The sequence below is a fragment of the Peptoniphilus sp. Marseille-Q6390 genome (genome assembly GCF_965119475.1).
This window is the reverse complement of sequence record NZ_CBCPLS010000002.1, coordinates 403,771-420,513: the sequence shown is the minus strand read 5'-3', so window position 1 is coordinate 420,513 and position 16,743 is coordinate 403,771. Positions and strand designations below refer to the sequence as shown.

Sequence of the window (16,743 nt, the reverse complement as noted above, 5' to 3'; positions counted from 1 at the left end):
CTCCTTAAAATTGTTCCAAGAACTTCTTGTTGTTTTCAAACATCATTCTAATATCTGTAATCTTGTACCTAACCATTGCTATCCTGTCAATACCCATACCAAAGGCAAAACCAGAATACTTTTCAGGATCAATGCCACAGTTTCTAAGAACATTTGGGTGAACCATGCCACATCCCAAAAGTTCCATAGACCAGCCAGTGTGATTACATGCACTACATCCCTTGCCGCCACAAGAAGTACAAGTCGTATCAACTTCAAGACTTGGCTCAGTAAATGGGAAGTAGTGAGGTCTAAACCTAGTCTTTACTTCTTCACCAAAGAAGGCCTTAACAAAATAATTTAAAGTGTCAATTAAGTTGGCAACAGAAATCTTTTCATCAACAACAAGTCCCTCAAGTTGGTGGAACATTGGAGAGTGAGTTGCATCAACTTCGTCAGACCTAAAAACTCTACCAGAACATATCATGCGAATTGGAGCTCCATGTTCTTTCATTGCCCTAATTTGGACAGGAGATGTTTGCGACCTAAGAATTGTATTTTTATTAAAGTAAAAAGTATCAGACATATCCCTAGATGGGTGGTCCTTAGGAGCATTAAGAAGATCGAAGTTATTCTCAACAGTTTCAATCTCTGGACCGTCATAAACAGTAAAGCCCATGTGAGTGAATAAATCTTCAAGATCTTCAAGAGTCTTCTTTAGAGGATGTCTATGTCCTAAAACAATATCATCAGTCTTTAAAGTAACGTCGATCCTCTCGTCGTGAAGTTTCTTTTCCAAGATTTTTTCATTTAATTCAGCCTTCTTGTCCTCAAGAGCCTTCTCAATCTCTTCACGCACTTCGTTAACAAGAGCACCCATAACAGGTCTCTCTTCCTTAGAAAGATCCTTCATGCCTTTTAGGATTTGAGTAATCTCACCCTTCTTGCCTAAGTACTTAACTTTCAGTTCATCTATATCTTTAATTGTCTTAACTTCATTTAAAAGTTGCATGGATTCATCTTTGATTCCAATTAATTTTTCTTTCATGTTGACCTCCAATTCATAATATACAATTATATCATAGTTACAAAAAATTTTTAAACAAATTCAAGTCAATTGCTATTTTAACAATATTAGAGCTTAAAACTTTCAACTCTAAAAAAAATGAGATCCTAAAGTTTTAATAATATTACTTGTTAAGCTTTCTTGAATTCTCTTTTATTTAATCTATAATTTAAATTATAGGGAAAAGTATTCATGGTAAATTGTTAAAAGGAGTTCCAAATGAAATTTGGCATGAGAAAACCAAGCCTTAAAAAATCTTTTAAGGCTAGAACAACTTCAAAATATAAAAGAGCTTTTAAGAGATCCGTCAATCCCTTTTATGGAAAGAAAGGAATAGGATTTATAAAAAATCCAAAGAGATCAATTTACAATAAAATTTATCACAAAACTACCTTTGGTCTTACAAGCTTAATTTATATTCCTAAAAAATCAAAGGCTAAAAACAAAATTAAAACTACTACAAAGTCAGATAATTATGGTTTAAATTGGAGGGAATTAATAAGAAACGATGACAAGGAATGCTTAAAGTTATATAAAGATTCGATATTTAAAATTTCTGATGAATTTCCTAAGGGATATAAATTATATTTCAAAGACTTATCTCATGTAGAAATTCAAGATAATAAAATTTATTTTTATGATTTAACAGGCAATTTATTTTATAGTGGCGACTTAACAAAGGAAAACCAAAAAAATTCCTACAAACTTTATAAAAAAATAAATAAAAGTAACTTATATCCTTATAAGTCATATTATGAAATAATTAATAATCTTCCAGAAGGAAGCTCAAAAAAACCACTGAGAATCTTTAAGTTTGTAAACTTACCCTTATCAATACTCTTATTATTGCTTGCAAGTATTCTAAATATTAATTCTTTTACTATATTGAGTCTTTTCTTCCTTGCAATAACAATTTATGGATTAAGGGTCCACAAGTCTAGTTTTAAATAGCCATATTCTCTAAAAGTTAGAGTTTATATATTATTAAGGAGGAGTGAAATATGAAAAAACAAAAAAATTTATTCTTGATTGCCCTTTTATTTGTAATATTTATGCCGCTAAATTCATTTGCAAATAGCGACATAAAACTTTGGATAAATGGTGATTATGTAAGTACTGATGTCCCACCTGTTATTGAGAATGGAAGGACCCTAGTTCCACTTAGGGTTGTATCTGAAAATCTTGGACTAGCAGTTGATTGGAATGGCGATTTAAAACAAATAACTATTTCAAAAGATGATGAGCAATTCATTTTTTTAATTGGTCAAAACTTTTTCCAAAAAGGAGATTCTAAACAAGACTTAGATGTTGCGCCTAAAATTGTCGATGGTCGTACTCTTGTTCCTATTAGGGTAATTGCAGAAGCCTTTGGCCAAGAAGTAACTTGGGATAATCTAGCTAGAACAGTTGCTATTGGAAGTGGATACCAGGTTCAACAAAATCCAACACCTCCAGTCGTTGATGTTAAACCTAAAGTTACTGAAGTTAAAAAAGTTGTTAGCAATCCAAATGGCACTAACAACTATCAAAATTATATTACCGACACAAGTCAAGGTAAGATTAAGGGAAACAAGAACAGCAAAATTTATCACGTTCCTGGCGGAAGAGATTACAATAAGGTATCTCAAAAAAATGTAGTTTTCTTTAATACAGAACAAGAAGCACAAGCTGCTGGCTACAGAAGAGCAAAGCAATAAAGATAACCCCACTGAATTAAAACCAGTGGGGGTTTTTATAAAAATCAAATTTTCAAGGATTTTTGATTTTTATATATAAAAGTAATGGGTAAAATCGAATTTTGAAAGTTTTTCAACTTTATTTTTTGTTTCTAATTTCTTATTTATTAATTAATAAAAAAGAGTGGTTGCTCTACCACTCTTAATTTAACCCAATATATTTTTTTATAGCTACTTGTAGAAGTTGTGAAAAATTTATATTATTTTCTTCTGCAAGATCATTTAACCACTTTGGTATGGTTAAGGTTTTTTTTACAGATTTTTCCTCTATTCTGTCTCTAACTAGAGGCATCCACACAGAAATATAGGATAATGATTCATTCTCTCCAGTCTTTATCATGGACTCTGTTGCTTTAGGGATTTCTCTACCCATCTTCTCTCTTTCATAAATCACAAGACCTAAAACTTCTTGTGCATTATAAATCGCTTCCTTTAAGCTATCTCCATCTGTAAAGGCTTCCTCAATATCTGGAAATCTTACATAATAAATTTTATCTTCTTCGTCAAATTTTATAATACAAGGAAATGTATAAGTATCTTTCATAAAATCACTCCTCTATGTAAGTTGTCAGGGCTAAAATTTTAGCCCCGTAATTCTTGCGATACTTGTTAAAGTTCCTGATGGAATATCTTTTTTGTTGCACTTTACAGGGCAAGCTTTCCCATCTTTTACATAAATTTCATGAGAACCATCAGTTCTCGTGTGAACCCAACCATTATCTTTTAGAATTTTGACAACTTTTCTGTAAGGCTTTGTTTTGGTCATAAACAATTCCTCCTTACGTTTATAATTATATACGTATTAATAACACGTGTAAATGTTTATGTTATTTTTTATAACATGTAATTTTACAAAATATAATATTCTCTTTACAAGTCATGAAAAATTTGTTATTATGTAATCTGTTGTAGGGGTATAGTTCAGTTGGTAGAACATTGGTCTCCAAAACCAAGTGCCGTGGGTTCGAGTCCTGCTACCCCTGCCAAGATACTGATTGCGTAAGCAGTCAGTTTTTTTATGCTCATTTATATTTTTTGCAATTTAAAAGATGTGTTAGGTCAACCCAACACATCTCTTTTTATAATTTTTTTAAGTTTTCCTCTACTTGTCTAAAGGTCTCTTCCAAACTTCCCGAGTTATCTATTATGACGTCTGCCATGATTTTTTTATCCTCAACAGAAATTTGTGAATTTATTTTTTCTAAGGCATAGCCTCTGCTTATCTTGTCTCTCTTTATAAGTCTTGCAATTTGCTTTTCCCTACTTACATAAACGAGCCAAACTTCATCAAATTCTAAGCCATATTTTTCATTTAGGTGCTGGGCTTCAAAGAGAAGTGGTATATCTACAAAGACCCTGCCCTTGGAATTTTTTATTTCTTCCAAGATTATCCTATAGATCTCTGGGTGCTCAATTTCATTTAAGACCTTCCTCTTGTCTTCATCCCTAAAGACAATTTTTCCAAGAGCCTCCCTGTCCAGCTTGTCGTCTTTATAGATATTATCTCCAAAAGCTTTTTTTATTTTTTCCTTAACATCTTCAAGGTCCACAACCTCTCTTGCAATTAAGTCGGCATCAATTACTTTTTCTCCTCTTTGCCTTAAATAATTTGACACTTGTGACTTTCCCGTTGCAATAGAGCCAGTAAGTCCAATAACTTTATTTTGATTCATAGAGATTTGCCCCAGTGTTCATGTCCACAGATAATTTTACATTTAAGTCCACAGAGTTTTCCATTAGGTCCTTCATAAGTTTCTTCACTTCTTCAATTTCATCTTCTGCTGTGTCCACAACAAGTTCGTCATGGATTTGAATAATTAATTTTGATTTTAAATTTCTCTTCTTAAGTTCATTGTAAACTTTCACCATTGCAATTTTTATGATGTCGGCAGCTGACCCTTGGATAGGGGTGTTAAGAGCAATCCTCTCCCCAAAGCTTCTTATGTTGAAGTTCTTTGCGTTGAGCTCTGGGATGTATCTCCTTCTCTTGAAGATGGTTTCAACATAGCCCTTGTCCTTGCCATTTTTAATTTCTTCTGCCATATAATCTTTTATTCCCACGAAGTGACCAAGGTAGTTGTCAATATATTCCTTGGCAGCCTTCCTTGGGATATTTAAATTTTGTGAAAGTCCGTAATCAGAAATTCCATAAACAATTCCAAAGTTTACTGCCTTGGCTTCATATCTTTGGCGGTCGTCAACATCATCATAGTCTACATGAAAGACTTCTGATGCAGTCTTCCTATGGATATCAAGCCCATGCTTAAAGGCATCAAGCATCTCCTTGTCATCTGATAGGGCAGCTAGAACTCTTAATTCAATTTGTGAGTAGTCGGCATCAACTAGGACTCCACCCTCTGATGCCAAGAAGGCCTTTCTTATTAGTCTTCCCTCTTCAGTTTTTATTGGAATATTTTGTAGATTTGGATCAGTTGAAGAAATTCTTCCAGTTGCAGTTACTGTTTGCATAAACCTTGAGTGAATCCTCTTAGTTTTCTTATTTATAACAGCCTTTAAGCCGTCAATATAAGTTGACTTCAACTTGGAGAACTTCCTGTAATCCAAAATCTTGTCAATTATCTCACCCTTGCCACGTAACTTTTCCAAGACGTCAGCAGAAGTTGAGTAACCAGTCTTAGTTTTTTTGATAACTGGGAAGTCCATCTTATCAAATAAGATTACTCCCAATTGCTTTGGCGAATTTATGTTGAACTCTTCTCCAGCTTCATCATAAATTTCTTCTTCCAAAGTTTTTAATTTTTCAATAATTTGCTTGTCAATTTCATCTAGGACTGCCTCGTCGGTGTTGATTCCCACATATTCCATTGACGCAAGGACTTCAACAAGAGGTAGCTCCATATCTTGGTAAAGAGAAGTCATTTCCTCCTCATCAATTTTTTCCTTTTGAAGGTCTTCCAACCTGTAAATTGTATTTAGAACAAAGGCAAAATACTTAAAGAGGTCATCCTTGTCTAAGTCAGCGTAAGTTTTCTTCTTTGCACCCTTGCCAAGTAGGTCTTCAAGGTCCAGGTAACCATTTTTAAAGTAAGCCATGGAAATTTTATTAATGTCATAGTCTGACTGAGTAGAATTTAATAAATATTCTGCAATTTCAACGTCGTGGGAATAATTTTTGATGTCAATGCCAAGGTCCATTAGGATGATTATGTCTTCTTTCAGTGAATAGCCAAGTTTTTCGACTTTTTCATCTTCCATAAGCTTCTTCAAGAAGTCAAAGTCTATGTCCTCATAAGAAATAAACTTAACTTCAGAATCCTTCATCTTGACTGCAAGATAGATAGGCTTAACATCTTCATAAATCTTTCCATCAGTAATAAATTTAAAGGCAAGGGACTTCTTGTCCTTTAAATCTTTTTCAATTTCCTTTAGGTCTTTTATTTCAACAAATTCAAAGTTGTCTTGGGAGATTTCCTCCACTTCTTCCTTGCGATATTCTTCTGGAAGCCTGTCTAACATGGAGTTAAACTCAAACTCACGATAAAGTTCTGATAACTTTTCATAGTCGTAATCGACTTTTTTGAAGTCATCAAGACTTTCTTCAAGAGGAACATCCTTTACAATTGTTCCCAGCTTCTTACTCATGAAGGCAGACATCTTGCCCTCAATTAGTTTTTCCTTTAACTTCTTGCCAGAAACATCATCAATATTGTCATAAAGATTTTCAATAGTGTGGAACTCATGAATTAGTTTGAGACCAGTCTTTTCTCCAATCCCATAAATCCCTGGAATGTTGTCAGAAGAGTCACCCATTAGGGCCTTTAGCTCAATGAATTCAAGAGGCTCAATTCCATAATCTTCTTTTATCTTTTCCACTGTCATGATGTCCATGTCAGTGATACCCTTGCGAGTGAAGAGGACCTTAGTCTTTTCATTTACAAGTTGAAAATAGTCCTTGTCCCCTGTCAAAAGATAGTTTTCAAAACCTTCTTCAGTCCCAAGCTTTGAAAGAGTGCCAGCAATGTCGTCAGCTTCATAAACTGGTGACTCAAGAATCTTCACATTCATGTGGCCTAAGATTTCACGCACAAGTGGCCATTGTTGTTCCAACTCGTTGGGAGTCTTTTGTCTAGTTCCCTTGTAGTCCTTGTAAATCTCTGACCTAAAAGTCTTCCCCTTCATGTCAAAGCAAACTGCAAGGTGAGTTGGCTTTACCTTCTCAATGGCATTCTCCACCATCATTACAAAGCCATAAATTGCATTTGTATAAAGTCCCCTCTTAGTCTTAAGAAGTGGAAGGGCATAAAAGGCCCTGAAGAAAAGAGAACTTCCATCTATAATTAAAAATTTGTTATCCATAAAAACCTCCTAGGTCTATTATAACAAAGATTGAAATAAATAAAATTTGCAAATAAAAATCCCCAAGTGAGTGACATCACCTGGGGAAATTTTAAAATTTACTTTTTAAAATTTATTAACTTTTAAAAATTATTTTTCGGAATACTCTGCCTTAATAGACTTGCCCTTAAGACTTTTGCCGTCAATATCTCTTATGGCATCCTTAATCATCTTCTTTGGAATCTCTACAAAGCTAAAGTTAGGCATAATGTTGATCCTTCCAATGTCGCTAGGAGCAAGGTCAGTGTGTTTGCCAAGCAGTCTTATAATATCACGAGAATCAAGACCGTCCCTCTTGCCCTTGTTGATAAAAATCTTTGGTCCCTTAATTTTTTTCATGCCCTTGTCCTTGGACTTCCTCTTAGAAGAGCCTGGCTCCTTAGACATTTCAAATCTCTTACCATAGTCCACCCTATCAAGGTCCTTGATCTTTGTCTTGTTAGTTGACTCCTTCACCATCTTTAGAAGTGATGCCGAAATGTCGTAGAGGCTGTGACCTTCTGCCAAAAGCTTGTTTAAAACTTCTGTGTAGTTCTCTTGGTCCTCAGCCCTTATTATATTCTTGTTGACCTTGTCAAAGAGATTGTCAAGACTTTCTTTTTCAACATCAGACTTAGTAGGCAGCTTCATCTTTTCCATCTTTATGTTTGCATACTTTTCGATTTCCTTAAATTTTGGGAAGTCTCTGCTTGTTACAAAGGTAAAAGATGCACCCTTCTTGCCAGCCCTGGCAGTACGTCCAATTCTGTGAACATAATACTCAGCTTGTTGTGGCAGGTCGTAGTTAAAGACAAGGTCAATGTCAGAAACGTCAAGTCCACGAGCTGCAACATCAGTGGCAATTAAGACATCAATAGTCCCATTTCTAAACTTCTTCATAACATTGTCTCTTGATGACTGACGCATGTCTCCGTGAAGGGAGTCAACCTTGTAACCCCTTTGAGCAATCTCAAGCTCTAGAGCCTCTACCATCCTCTTAGTGTTGCAGAAGATTATAGACTTCTTTGGCTTGTGGATGAGGATGAGCCTGTTAAGAATTTCTGTCTTCATATTCCTATTGAGTTCAAGATAAAATTGCTCAATCTTCTCAGCAGTGAGCTCCTTCTTTTCAATAATTACCTTAGCAGGATCCACTTGATAAAGCCTAGAAAATTCTTTTATGTCGTTGTCAAAAGTTGCTGAGAAAAATAAAGTTTGCCTGTCAGGGTTGGTCTTCTCGATAATAGTTTTCATGTCATCCCTAAAGCCCATGTCAAACATCTCGTCAGCCTCATCAAGAGTCAAAAACCTTAAGTCATCAAGCACAATAGTCTTTCTCTTCATGTGGTCCATGACTCTTCCAGGAGTTCCAACTACAATATCTGCGCCCTTCTTGAGGTCACGCAGTTGCTTGCCCATATCAGCGCCACCATAAATGGGCACAATGCTAATGAATTTTTTATACTTTGCTAATTTTTTCAACTCATCAGAAACCTGCCTTGCAAGCTCTCTTGTTGGAACAAGAACAAGCCCCTGCATGCCATCGCAATCATCTTGAATTCTTTCAATCATCGGTATCCCAAAAGAAGCAGTCTTGCCAGTACCAGTTTGAGCTTGAACAAGTACGTCACGGCCTTCCAAAATAAGGGGAATAGTCCCCTCTTGTACTTCAGATGGACTTTCAAAACCCATATCATCAATTGCCTGCAAAACTTCCTTAGATAAATTTAAATCACTAAATCTCAATATATTCTCCTAATCTATTTTTAAAAATAAAAAAAGACCGAGATTCCCTCGGTCCTTCAAGTTCTTTCCTTGAATATTATAACACAAAAAAATTTATAAAGCTCCTAAGATTGAAATTTACAAATAAAAAAATATGAAGACGTAAAAATTTATAAAGTCGTAAAGAATTATAAAGTTATAAAAAACTATTAATTCATAAAAATTTACAGACTCCTTAAAATTTATTAAGTCATAAAAAACACAAAGTTGAAATAAAAATAAAATTATAAAAACTTATCAAGTCACAAATAATTTTTAGTTCATAATCTTAAATTCCAATTTTAAAATTTCGCTTCAAATTAATTGTACAATACTAAAATAAAATTTTATTTAAATTTTTACCTTTAACAAAAAAGACCTGAGCTTTTAACTCAGGTCTATCTCTTTATTTATCCTCTTAACTCTTGTCTATTTTCGTTAAGCATTTTTATAATTTCTGAAAGGTTTACTTGTGTATTTTCAAGTAGTTCGTCTGCGTAATCTCTTGCGCCTTCTCTTATTTGAGTTGACTCTTCTTTTGCAGATTTTAATATTTCAGCTGCTCTTTCATTTGCTTGCCTTACAAGTTCGTTTTCGTCAATAATCTTTTCTGAATGTGCTCTTGCTGCAGAGATAATCTTGTCTGCTTCATCGTGAGCTCCATTGATAATGTCTTCCTTGTCTTGAGCAATTCTTTGTGCTTCTGAAACTTCTCCAGGGATTTGTGTTCTTAGTTCGCTAACAATTTCTAAAAACTCTTCCCTATCTACCATTACCTTGCTTGTTAGTGGAATTTGTGATGATGTTTCCACAAGGTCTTCTAATTCTTCAACTAAATCAATTAAATTCATATCTTCCTCCTAAGTAATTTTTTCTTCATAGCTTCTCCTACAATAGGAGGCACGAATAAATCTGTATCTCCGTCAAAGTTGGCTACTTCTTTTGCAAGTGATGAACTCACAAATAAATTTTCATTGGATGACAATAAAAAAACTGTTTCTATGCTGTCTTTGTAATTTTTATTTGCCATAGCAAGTGTGTATTCGCTGAAGTAATCTGTTGCTGATCTAAGGCCCCTAACAACTACTTTGCAGTTTTTCTTTTTTGCATATTCTACTAAGAGTCCGTCAAAGGAATCTACTTCAATCCCCTCCATGCCATCTAAGACTTCATGAAGGAGGGCTTTTCTCTCTTCTACTGTGAAGAGGCCATTTTTTGAAGTGTTGTCTAGGACTGCAACTATGACTTCTCCAAAAATCTCTCTTGCTCTTTTTATTATGTCTAGGTGGCCATTGGTCACTGGATCAAAGCTACCTGCATATATTACTTTCATTTTCATCCCATCCGCATATGGAAATTGATGTGTTTCCATATTTTTTGTTTTTTATTTCTACAAAGCCTTCGCCTATTAAGAGTGGCTTGTCTGTGTTGTACTCCACAATTAATTTTCCATTGGGCTTTAGTATTCTATGTTCTCTTATTAGTTTAAAGGCTTTTTTGTATAAGTCTCGTCTTTCGAAGGGTGGATCCATGTAGATATAGTCGAATTCTGTGTCAAGATTTTTCATAGCTTGGTTCAAGTGGTTCTCTATGACTATTGCCTGGTCTGTGAGTTTGGCCTTGTCTAGGTTTTTCTTCACACAGTCTATGGCTTCTTTTGACTTGTCAACGAAGTAAGCTTTTTCAGCTCCCCTTGATAAAAATTCTATTCCATTGGCTCCGGAACCACAAAACAAATCTAAGACTGTGACGTCAAAGAAGTTTTGTCCCAAGATGTTGAAAACCGATTCCTTGACCCTATCTTCTGTGGGCCTTGTATCTAGTCCCTTGGGAGCTATTAATTTGAGTCCCCTTCTATTTCCTGAAATTATTCTCATAAAGCCTCCAAATTAGTTTTATTTTACCATAAGAAAGGATAATTTAAAAGATATTTAGTTCAAATCTGAGTAAAATTCAGTGATTTCTTTGTTTAGGTAGGAATATTTTTCGCCTTCTAAGTTTGGATCCTCTCCTAGGATTTTTTTCACATCCTCTGCTGCGTATTTTAAAATTGTCTCATCCCTAAAGGGGTCAGCAAGTCTTAGGTTTGGCATTCCCGATTGTCTTGTACCAAGTATGTCACCAAAGCCTCTAAGCTCTAGGTCCTTGTTTGCAATATAAAATCCATCATTGGAGTCTGTCATTATCTTCATCCTCTCCCAAGAAATTTCACTTTTAGAAAGATTGTAGAGGATGCAGTAGGATTGTTGGTCCCCTCTTCCAACTCTTCCTCGTAGTTGGTGGAGGGTTGAGAGGCCAAACCTCTCCGCATTGTAAATCATTATGACGCTGGCGTTGGGTACGTTGACTCCAACTTCCACTACTGTTGTTGAAACCAAGAGGTTGATTTTATTTTCTGCAAAGTCATTCATGACCTGATTTTTTTCTTCTGCCTTCATCTTTCCGTGAAGGAGTCCTAGATTAAAAGCATTAAAGTATTGACTTAGTTCTTCGTAGACTTTTTCCACTGCTTGTAAGTTTTCGTAATCTTGGTTTTCTTCTATTAAAGAACAGATTACATAGGCCTGTCTTCCTTCTGCCAATTCTTTTTTTATAAAAGCTAGAGATTTTTCCAGCATATTTTCATTTATAGCAATTGTCTTTATTGGCTTTCGTCCCTTTGGCATGGACTTTATTATGGAGACGTCTAAGTCTGCATATAGGACAAGGCTAAGGCTCCTTGGAATTGGTGTTGCCGACATAACGAGAGTTGCTGCGTCCTTATTTTTATTTTGGAGCATATTTCTTTGAATAACTCCAAAACGATGTTGCTCGTCAATTACATTTACTCCAAGCTTTTTAAATACTACATTTTCTTCTATTAATGCGTGGGTTCCTATTAGGATGTCGATGGATCCCATCTCGAGATTATCTAAGATGTCTCTCTTTGCTTTCTTGGAAGTAGAACCTATTAAGAGTCCAACTTTTACTCCAAGTGGCTCTAGTAATTCTACAAAGGATTCAAAGTGTTGCTTGGCCAAAATTTCTGTTGGCGCCATGATTGATGACTGGTAGCCATTTAAGTAGGCAAGATACATTATTATAATGGCTATAATTGTCTTACCACTACCAACGTCACCTTGGATAAGTCTGTTAATGGCCTTGCCCTCTTTCATGTCGCTGAAGATTTCTTTTATGACTGTATCTTGGCCTTCCGTCAACTTAAAGGGTAATTTATTTATAAAATCAAAAACCTGATCTTTGATTTCAAACTTTATGGCATCTCGTCTTTCGTTTTGGACCTTGTTCTTTAAGATGGAAAGTTCAAACAAAAATAGTTCTTCATAGATAAGTCGTTCTCTAGCCTGGATGTAATTTTTTCTAGACTTGGGATAGTGGATGGCCCTTATGGCATCATTCTTGCCGAGAAAAGAATATTTTTCTAGAATTTCTCCTGGCAAGTTTTCCCTAAAAAGATTTTCACCTATTACTTGTTCAACAACTTTTTCAAAGACAAAATTGTTTAGACCTTCAGTTAAGTTATATATAGGAGAAATCTTGCCAAGTTTCTTTAAGTTATCGACTTCTTCAATCTCAGGACTCGACATGGTAACTCTTCCCCTAAAGTAGTCTGCCTTGCCATAGACTAGGTAGCATCTTCCCGGCAAAATTTTATTGTGAAGATAGAAGGCATTAAAGAAGGATAGTTCAACTTCTCCTGATTCATCTTCTGCCAAGAAGCTTGTGAGGGTAAGTCCCTTTCTAATTCTTCTGTTTTGAAGTTTTGAAAGTATTCTTATCCTAAAGGTGTTTTTTTCTCCAATCCTAGCTTCTGAAACCCTAGTGACCTTTGAAGAGTCTTCGTATCTTCTGGGATAAAAGTGGAGGAGGTCTTCAATTGTATAAATTCCAAGCTTGTGAAAGAGCTCTGCCCTCTTGGGTCCAATTCCCTTTAAGCTTTTTATAGGGTCCGATAAGTTCATAATTGTCTCCTATTTTATTTCCTATAAGAAAAGCCCAAAGCAAAACTTCGGGCTAAATAATAATCTAAAATTTATTCAAGAGATATGATGTAGTAGTAAATTGGTTGGTCACCTTCTATTACATCTATATCAATATCTGGATATTTTTCTTCTATTGCTTCGCGAACTACTTCTGCATCTTCTTCATTTACATCTTCTCCATAGAAAAGTGTAACAAGAGAAATGTCTTCGTCCATTAGCTTGTCCACAGTGTCTGTAACAACATCATATACAGTCTTGCCACTAGAAATTATATCCTTAGCTGCGATACCTATAATGTCGTCCTTGTGAATTTCTTTTCCATTGATTGTAGTATCTCTAACTGCATAGGTTATTGATGCGTCGATTACACTAGCCACTGCTTCCATCATATTTTCTTTGTTTTCTTCTTTTGAAGCATCTTCATTGAAGGCAAGCATAGCTGCTATACCTTGTGGAACAGATTTTGATGGAATTACAATGATTTCTCTGTCAGAAATATCCCTAGCTTGTTCTGCTGATAAAATTATGTTGCTGTTATTTGGAATTAGGTAGATTACCTTGCCACCAACCTTGTCAACTCCCTTTAAGAAGTCTTCTGTTGATGGGTTCATTGTTTGTCCACCTGCAACAACATAGTCAACGCCAAGAGATTTGAAAGTTTCTGTCATACCATCTCCCATGGAAACAGTGATGAAAGAATAATCTTTTTCTTCGATTAACTCTTCCTCTTCTTCTCTCTTTTTAGCTTCAGCAACTTCTGCATCATCAAAGAGAACTTCCCTGTGTTGGTATCTCATGTTGTCGATTTTGATATCTTGAAGTAGTCCAAGCTCGCAAGCATGTTGCAATACAATTCCTGGGTCATTTGTGTGAACGTGAACCTTAATAAGATGAGTCCCGCCACCACCAACTACTAGAAGGCAATCTCCTAGCGGAGAAATTTTTTCTCTTAGAGCATCAATATCTTCGTAGTCAGTATTTATAATAAATTCTGTACAGTAACCATATTTTAAAGAAGTGTCAGCTTCAGTGAATTGGACTTCTTTTTGGGCCTTTTTCTTTAGGGTTTCATCTCCACTTTGGTCAGCAATGTCTTCGCCCTTTAGGACCTTAAGAGCCCCTTCAAGTAGGACAACAAGACCCTTACCACCAGCATCAACAACACCAGCTTCCTTTAAAACTTCAAGTTGGTTTGGTGTGTTATCTAGGGATTTATTTGCTTCTACAATTACATCTTCTAAAAATGTAATTATATCTTCAGACTTTTTATAATGTCTAATGGCAAAGTCAGCAGTTTCTCTTCCAACTGTTAGAATTGTTCCTTCAATTGGTTTCATAACAGCCTTGTAAGTTGTTTCACTTGCCTTCTTGAAGGCATGAGCAAGGTCTGAAGTAGTCGCTTCATCTATTCCTTCTAAGCCTTCTGAGAAACCTCTAAGAAGTTGTGAAAGAATAACACCACTGTTACCCCTAGCTCCCATAAGAGCACCACGAGCTGCAGCAGCTGAAACATCTCCAGCAGTAAAATCTCCCTCTAAGCTTTCAATTTGTTTTAAGGCAGATTTTGATGTAAGGCTCATGTTAGTTCCTGTATCTCCATCGGGAACAGGAAACACGTTAAGGGCGTTGACCTCTTCCTTTCTGGATATTAGATAATTTACGGCTCCCTTAAAAATTTCTTTTAATAGGGGACCATTAATTTTATTTATTTCCAAAATCTTACCTCCACTACTTAAGTCTAATACCTTCTACTAGGACTTCAATGTTGTCAACTTCAAGTCCTGTTAAATTTTCTATATTAAACTTAACTCTCTCTATAATATTTTCACCAACAGTAGAAATTTTAACTCCATATTCTAGTACAACGTGAAGTTCTATAGAAATTTCATTTTCGTCAGTCTTTACTACAATTCCCTTTGAAAGATTTTCGAATCTCAATAATTCAAAAATTCCATCTGCGGCATTTTTTGATGCCATTCCAACAATTCCGTAGGATTCCATAGCTGAGATTCCTGCTATGTTTGCAAGTACGCTATCTTCTATTACAATATTTCCAAGTTCTCTATTTATAATTGCCGGCATGAGGGCACCTCCTTATCTAGTACATTATATCAGAACTTGTCCCATATTAACAGATTTTCAAAATATCCTTTGTAAAAAATTAGAATTTAGTGTAAAATAATAACATATTGAAAAAATATTTGCACTTAGCGGGCTTTTTTGATAAAATATTGTCTGCTTAATAACTAAAGGAGGTGCGTTATGGCTAAAAGATGTGAAATTTGTGGAAAAGAAAAATCATTTGGAAATAAAATCTCTTTCTCTCACTCTCGTTCTAACAGAAGCTGGTCTCCTAACATTAGAAGAGTTAAGGCTGTAGTTAATGGATCAAGAAAAAGAATTAACGTATGTACTAGATGCCTAAGATCTGGTAAAGTCGAAAGAGCTATATAAATAAGGGTCTTGGTTAAGATCCTTTTTTTATTTAGGATTTACATATTCTCCCTTTGGAGAACTCATAAGAAATCCCCTTGAGCAGTCAAGGGGATTTTTTATTGCAATTTTAATTTAATTTTTCTAAAATTATTTTTCTTATGTCTTTGATAAGGTAGAGAGACCCACACCAGAGAATCATATCGCCTTCACCTGCAAGTTCAAGAGTTTTTTCTACTGCTTCCTTCCTGTCCTTGATGGCAAAAATTTCTTTGTCTGAAATTTCTTTAAATTCTTTTTCTAGTAAATCAATGTCTGTGAACCTATCGCTATCAATTTCTGTCAAGACAATTTTATCTGCAAGCCTTTCAATTTTTTCTAAGATGTGTTTGTGGTCCTTATCCTTTAATAAAGAGAAACCTAAAATCAATTTATTGTAAGTGAACTTCTTTACACTTTTTTCTATTCCTTCAATGGAGTCTAGGTTATGGGACCCGTCAACTACAATAAGGGGATCTCTTGAAAGACATTCTGTCCTCCCAATGTTCTCTGCCCTCTTAAGTCCCTCTTTTATTTTGTCTGGGCCTAACTTATAGTCCTTTCTTAAATATTCCAAAACCATAAGAGCAAGAGCTGCGTTATAGGCTTGGTGGTCTCCTATAAGAGAAATTTCTACATCCTTATAAGATTTAAAGTTAAATTTGTTTCCATATTCGTTAGAAGAAATTATTTCAACTTCGTCAAATTCGAAGTCACTAAAGCTAGAAGACTTTTCCTTTGAGATTTTCTTTAACTCTTCCTTTGCTTCTTCAGCTTGAGGATAAGAGAAGACATGAGAATTTTCTTTTATTATTCCACCCTTTTCATGTGCAATCTTCTCCAAGGTATCTCCTAAGATGTTTGCGTGGTCAAGGGCTATATGACAAAAGACTGGGATAGATTTTTCCATTACATTCGTTGCATCAACTCGTCCTCCCATACCAACTTCCATTACTGCAAAGTCCAAATTTTTTCTTGCAAAGTAAATATAAGCTATGGAAGTTAAAATTTCAAAGCCACTTACAAAAATTTCTTTCTTATCAAGTTCTTCAACTTCTTTTCTAACTTCGCTGGCAAGCTTTGCAAAGTCCTCTTCACTTATGACTTCCCTATTAACTTCTATCTCTTCACGTATGTTTGTTATATAAGGCGATGTGAACTTGCCCACTGAATAATTATTTTCTATAAGGGCGTTATTGATAAAACTTGCTACTGATCCCTTGCCATTAGTTCCTGTTATGTGAATTATTTTTAATTTATCTTGAGGCTTATTAAAAATTTCTAAAAGAGCCTTTATGTTATCTAGGGTAAATTCCCCAAGAGGTATATTTCTATTTTCAAGCCAAGCTACAGCTTCTTTGTAATCCATGTCAACCTTCCTTTCAATAATACTGATAATATCAAAATA

General features: G+C 35.1%; 16 protein-coding genes and 1 tRNA gene. 4 read left to right on the top strand and 13 right to left on the bottom strand.

What is annotated here, in order from left to right; genetic code table 11:
• Positions 1-4 precede the first annotated feature (4 nt).
• Positions 5-1,027: a phenylalanine--tRNA ligase subunit alpha gene (gene pheS, locus ACWPVO_RS07895; protein ID WP_454207652.1), complete on the bottom strand. Its 1,023-nt coding sequence runs from the start codon at positions 1,025-1,027 to the stop codon at positions 5-7.
• Between the two features lie 237 nt (positions 1,028-1,264).
• Here pheS and ACWPVO_RS07890 point away from each other — a divergent pair, with 237 nt between their 5' ends.
• Positions 1,265-1,996 carry a hypothetical protein gene (locus ACWPVO_RS07890; RefSeq protein WP_454207650.1) on the top strand — a complete coding sequence of 244 codons (732 nt, stop codon included), beginning with the start codon at positions 1,265-1,267 and terminating at the stop codon, positions 1,994-1,996.
• 50 nt (positions 1,997-2,046) lie between these two features.
• Positions 2,047-2,742 (top strand): stalk domain-containing protein, encoded by a 696-nt coding sequence (locus ACWPVO_RS07885; RefSeq protein WP_060799735.1) that lies wholly within the window; start codon positions 2,047-2,049, stop codon positions 2,740-2,742.
• Positions 2,743-2,923: 181 nt separating this feature from the next.
• Here ACWPVO_RS07885 and ACWPVO_RS07880 read toward each other — a convergent pair whose 3' ends face one another.
• Together ACWPVO_RS07880 and ACWPVO_RS07875 are read right to left on the bottom strand one after the other, a co-directional pair.
• Entirely contained in the window at positions 2,924-3,325 is a 402-nt protein-coding gene (locus ACWPVO_RS07880; RefSeq protein ID WP_005955681.1) for a type II toxin-antitoxin system HicB family antitoxin, read from the bottom strand.
• Between the two features lie 30 nt (positions 3,326-3,355).
• Positions 3,356-3,547: a type II toxin-antitoxin system HicA family toxin gene (locus ACWPVO_RS07875; protein ID WP_454207647.1), complete on the bottom strand. Its 192-nt coding sequence runs from the start codon at positions 3,545-3,547 to the stop codon at positions 3,356-3,358.
• A 144-nt stretch (positions 3,548-3,691) separates the two neighbouring features.
• On the opposite strand from ACWPVO_RS07875, the gene ACWPVO_RS07870 reads away from it, so the two are divergent.
• Positions 3,692-3,767: transfer RNA gene (locus ACWPVO_RS07870), tRNA-Trp, on the top strand.
• Between the two features lie 93 nt (positions 3,768-3,860).
• Here the strand turns inward: ACWPVO_RS07870 and coaE are convergent.
• The 9 genes from coaE to ACWPVO_RS07825 form a co-directional block, all read right to left on the bottom strand.
• Positions 3,861-4,454 (bottom strand): dephospho-CoA kinase, encoded by a 594-nt coding sequence (gene coaE / locus ACWPVO_RS07865; RefSeq protein WP_454207645.1) that lies wholly within the window; start codon positions 4,452-4,454, stop codon positions 3,861-3,863.
• Complete coding sequence (gene polA, locus ACWPVO_RS07860) at positions 4,441-7,098, bottom strand: DNA polymerase I (RefSeq protein WP_454207643.1); 2,658 nt, start codon at positions 7,096-7,098, stop codon at positions 4,441-4,443. Before polA ends, coaE begins: the two co-directional genes overlap by 14 nt.
• A 129-nt stretch (positions 7,099-7,227) precedes the next feature.
• Positions 7,228-8,862: a DEAD/DEAH box helicase gene (locus ACWPVO_RS07855; RefSeq protein ID WP_454207641.1), complete on the bottom strand. Its 1,635-nt coding sequence runs from the start codon at positions 8,860-8,862 to the stop codon at positions 7,228-7,230.
• 428 nt (positions 8,863-9,290) lie between these two features.
• Positions 9,291-9,731, bottom strand: a complete 441-nt coding sequence (locus ACWPVO_RS07850; protein ID WP_005955697.1) for an ATP synthase subunit B family protein — start codon at positions 9,729-9,731, stop codon at positions 9,291-9,293.
• Entirely contained in the window at positions 9,728-10,213 is a 486-nt protein-coding gene (gene coaD, locus ACWPVO_RS07845; protein ID WP_454207639.1) for a pantetheine-phosphate adenylyltransferase, read from the bottom strand. The genes ACWPVO_RS07850 and coaD overlap by 4 nt, the downstream gene beginning before the upstream one ends.
• A complete protein-coding gene (gene rsmD / locus ACWPVO_RS07840; protein ID WP_005955787.1) occupies positions 10,191-10,757 on the bottom strand; it encodes a 16S rRNA (guanine(966)-N(2))-methyltransferase RsmD in 567 nt (188 codons plus the stop codon). Before rsmD ends, coaD begins: the two co-directional genes overlap by 23 nt.
• Positions 10,758-10,811: 54 nt before the next feature.
• Positions 10,812-12,842 carry an ATP-dependent DNA helicase RecG gene (recG, locus tag ACWPVO_RS07835; RefSeq protein ID WP_454207637.1) on the bottom strand — a complete coding sequence of 677 codons (2,031 nt, stop codon included), beginning with the start codon at positions 12,840-12,842 and terminating at the stop codon, positions 10,812-10,814.
• A 71-nt stretch (positions 12,843-12,913) separates the two neighbouring features.
• On the bottom strand, positions 12,914-14,578 hold the full coding sequence (locus tag ACWPVO_RS07830; protein ID WP_454207635.1) for a DAK2 domain-containing protein: 1,665 nt from the start codon (positions 14,576-14,578) through the stop codon (positions 12,914-12,916).
• Positions 14,579-14,591: 13 nt separating this feature from the next.
• Entirely contained in the window at positions 14,592-14,945 is a 354-nt protein-coding gene (locus tag ACWPVO_RS07825; protein WP_005955743.1) for an Asp23/Gls24 family envelope stress response protein, read from the bottom strand.
• Positions 14,946-15,125: 180 nt separating this feature from the next.
• Here ACWPVO_RS07825 and rpmB point away from each other — a divergent pair, with 180 nt between their 5' ends.
• On the top strand, positions 15,126-15,317 hold the full coding sequence (gene rpmB / locus ACWPVO_RS07820) for a 50S ribosomal protein L28 (protein WP_005955693.1): 192 nt from the start codon (positions 15,126-15,128) through the stop codon (positions 15,315-15,317).
• 109 nt (positions 15,318-15,426) lie between these two features.
• Here rpmB and ACWPVO_RS07815 read toward each other — a convergent pair whose 3' ends face one another.
• Entirely contained in the window at positions 15,427-16,704 is a 1,278-nt protein-coding gene (locus ACWPVO_RS07815; protein ID WP_454207632.1) for a bifunctional folylpolyglutamate synthase/dihydrofolate synthase, read from the bottom strand.
• Positions 16,705-16,743 lie beyond the last annotated feature (39 nt).